Origin of the sequence: Micromonospora sp. M51, assembly GCF_018070305.1 — a bacterium.
Taxonomy (GTDB): domain Bacteria; phylum Actinomycetota; class Actinomycetes; order Mycobacteriales; family Micromonosporaceae; genus Micromonospora; species Micromonospora parva.
Genome location: NZ_JAGPXZ010000673.1, coordinates 1 through 3405, shown reverse-complemented (window position 1 = coordinate 3405; position 3405 = coordinate 1). Strand labels below are relative to the sequence as shown.

Sequence of the window (3405 nt, the reverse complement as noted above, 5' to 3'; positions counted from 1 at the left end):
CACGACGACCTCCGGCAGGGCCGCCGGTCGGCGCTGCGCGAGACCGCGGACCTGCTCGCCGACACCGTCGCCGAAGGGGTACGCACCCTCGCGTTCGTCCGATCCCGCAAGGGCGCCGAGGTGGTGGCCGCCAACGCGCGTCGGGCGCTGGACGACGCGGTGCCGGGGCTCGGCGACCGGGTGGCCGCCTACCGGGGCGGCTACCTGCGGGAGGAGCGGCGCGAGCTGGAACGCGCGCTGCTGCACGGCGACCTGCTCGGCCTGGCCTCGACCAACGCGCTGGAGCTGGGCGTGGACCTGGTCGGGCTCGACGCGGTGCTGATCTGCGGCTACCCGGGCACCCGGGCGTCACTGTGGCAGCAGGCGGGCCGGGCCGGGCGTTCCGGGCAGGAGGCCCTGGCGGTGCTGGTGGCGCGGGACGACCCGCTGGACACCTACCTGGTGCACCACCCGGAGGCGATCTTCGGGGCACCGGTGGAGGCGACGGTGCTCGACCCGGCCAACCCGTACGTGCTGGCCCCGCAGCTCGCCTGCGCGGCGGCGGAGGCACCGCTCACCCCGACCGACCTGGCGCTCTTCGGCGACGGGGCGAAGGAGGCGGTCGACGAGCTGGTCGCGGCGGGGGCACTGCGGCAACGGCCCACCGGTTGGTACTGGCGGCACCGGGAGCGACCCGAGGTGGACCTGCGCGGCGAGGGCGGCGCCCCGGTCGCCGTGGTGGAGTCGTCGACCGGCCGGCTGCTCGGCACCGTCGACGGCGGCTCCTCGCACTTCCTGCTGCACCCCGGCGCGGTCTACCTGCACCAGGGCGTCTCGTACGTGGTCGACCAGCTCGACCTCGTCGACGGGTGCGCGCTGGTGCACGCCGAGGAGCCGGACTGGTCCACCCACGCCCGCGACGTCACCGACCTGTCGGTGGTGTCGGTGCGTTCCTACGTGGACGCCGGGCCGGTCGGCATGTTCCTCGGCGAGGTGGATGTGACCAGCCAGGTCGTGTCGTACCAGCGGCGGCGCATCGCCACCGGCGAGGTGATCGATACCCGGCCGCTCGACCTGCCGACCCGGGAGCTGCGCACCGTGGCGGTTTGGTTCACCCTGTCGCCGCAGTCGTTGACCCTCGCCGGGGTCCAGCCGGCCGAGGTGCCGGGTGCGTTGCACGCCGCCGAACACGCCGCGATCGGCCTGCTGCCGCTGATGGCCACGTGCGATCGCTGGGACATCGGCGGGCTCTCCACCGCACTGCACCCGGACACCGAAGCGCCGACCGTCTTCGTCTACGACGGGCACCCGGGTGGCGCCGGGTTCGCCGAGCGGGCGTACGGGACGGCGGCGGCGTGGCTGCGGGCCACCCGGGACGCGATCGCTGAGTGCGGCTGCGAGACCGGATGCCCATCCTGCGTGCAGTCACCGAAATGCGGCAATGGCAACAACCCCCTCTCCAAACCGGACGCGATCCGGGTGCTCGAAGTGGTGCTGGCCAACCTGCCGCGCTGAGCAGCTTGCATGAACCGGCATGGCACGGGGCACAATGATGTGGGAGCGCTTCCATCGATGCCTTTGTTGCTGATCGCCCCCCGTGCCCGAGGAGAAGCTGTGGCCGACACCATCGCCGAGACCGTCGACCTGCTCTACACCATCGACCAGGACAATCTCACCCTCGACCAGCAGATCGCGCTGGGGTCGGCACTGGCCGCCCTGGCCCAGGCGGAACGGCTGGAACAGATCAACGAGCGGCTCCGCGGCATCCACCAGGTGCTCAACACCTGGGCGCTGCGGGCCGCGACCTCCGTCGACAGTCGCTGAGGTCTGCCGGGGTGATCCTGCAAGGGCACCAGTGATCACTCCGGGCTGGGTAGTCGTCCGACGGGCCCGACGACTACCCAGCAGCAACTGATCATGGACCGCAGGGGGCACGACGGTTGTCGGGCTGTGCGAGACTCCGGCGCACCAACCCCAGAGGAGTTCACATGCAGCTCGACAATTTGCAGGGCCTGCACCAGTTCCACATTCGCCAGCGCCTGCGCATGATGGTCAACCAGTACGAGGTCCGGGCGGTCTCCCCGGACGGCAGCGAGGGTGAGCTGTTGGCGTTCGCGCAGCAGAAGCGGCTCGCCTTCAAGGAGCAGGTGACCATCTACACGGATGACTCCAAGCAGCAGCCACTGCTCGGTTTCAAGGCCCGCCAGCGCATCGACCTCGGCGCCACGTACGACGTCACCGACGCGGCCGGCAACCCGATCGGCCTGTTCCGTAAGGACTTCGCCCAGTCGCTGCTGCGCTCCACCTGGCACGTCGAGCAGGCCGGCCTGCCGCAGGTGACCGGCCAGGAGCGGAGCATGCCGGTGGCGCTGCTGCGTCGATTCGTCGACTCGCTGTCCTGGCTGCCGTACCACTTCGACTTCACCGCGGGCGGCCAGCCGGTCTTCTCCGTGATCAAGAAGTGGGGCCTGCGCGACAAGTACGTCGTCGAGGTGCAGCACCCGCAGATCGACCGTCGCCTGGTCATCGCGATGGCCGTCGCTCTCGACGCGCTCCAGTCCCGCTGACGCACCCGGCCCGGACGAGGGCGGTGCGATGACCCTCAGCGGTCGCCGTCGTGGCCACCCATCCTCGGCTGCCGGCCGGGACCTGGACCTCGACCAGTCCCGGCCGGCCCGCACTCCCGGGACGGCCGGCCATCGGACCGCACTGCCCCGGCCGGCCATCGGACCGCACTGCCCCGGCCGGCCATCGGACCACACTGCCCCGGCCGGCCATCGGACCACACTGCCCCCAGCCGGCAGAGCGTTGAACCGCACTGCCGCCGGCCGGCAGGCCATCGCACCGCGCTGCCCCAGACGGCCCGCCGCTGGTGACTCGACCCCTGACTGGTCTGGTCGCCCCTTTGGAGCTGATGCCGTAAACGCATCGCCCTTGATGTCGTATGCGATTCAGCTCCAAAGCACCCACCAATCCGACGAGGACCCTTGGTTCCTTCGACCACGCGTCAGCCCGGACTTCCGCTCGGAACGTGGCGGTCTTGCCGACGTAGTGCACCGGCGGCGGCCCTTTGACGCCGCGATGCGGGCCAAACCCCTCCCTCCACAGGCCGCGCCCGCCCTCCACAGAACGCGCCCTGCGCTGGCCGCGGTGGTTAGTAGAGACGCCACCGCGAGGGTCAGCCCCGCACCGGGCCGGCACGGGCGCTCGCCGCAGCCACCCGGGTCAGGCCGGGTAGCGGCGTGAACGCCACCTCGACTGTCACCAGCACGTCCAGCCCGTCGAGGTGACAGCTGACCAGGCGGCCGTCGTTGCGACCGGCGAGGTCGGACGCGGACGCGCAGGCCACCGCGTCGCCGTCGAGCGCCCGGGCGGCCCCGGCCAGCGCGCCGAGGTCGGCTGCCACAGCCGCCCGCTGACTCGCCA

4 protein-coding genes are annotated in these 3405 nt (G+C 71.8%); 3 read left to right on the top strand and 1 reads right to left on the bottom strand.

Annotated elements, in window-relative coordinates; translation table 11 throughout:
• The 3 genes from KBX53_RS26820 to KBX53_RS26810 all read left to right on the top strand — a co-directional run.
• Nucleotides 1-1494: Zn-binding domain-containing protein (locus KBX53_RS26820; RefSeq protein ID WP_210862311.1), on the top strand; the 1494-nt coding region annotated here is incomplete at its 5' end.
• A gap of 99 nt (nucleotides 1495-1593) precedes the next feature.
• On the top strand, nucleotides 1594-1803 hold the full coding sequence (locus KBX53_RS26815) for a hypothetical protein (protein ID WP_030334221.1): 210 nt from the start codon (nucleotides 1594-1596) through the stop codon (nucleotides 1801-1803).
• Nucleotides 1804-1967: 164 nt separating this feature from the next.
• Complete coding sequence (locus KBX53_RS26810; RefSeq protein WP_210862309.1) at nucleotides 1968-2546, top strand: hypothetical protein; 579 nt, start codon at nucleotides 1968-1970, stop codon at nucleotides 2544-2546.
• Between the two features lie 611 nt (nucleotides 2547-3157).
• Here KBX53_RS26810 and KBX53_RS26805 read toward each other — a convergent pair.
• On the bottom strand, nucleotides 3158-3405 hold a 248-nt coding region (locus tag KBX53_RS26805; RefSeq protein WP_210862307.1), incomplete at its 5' end, for an Rv3654c family TadE-like protein.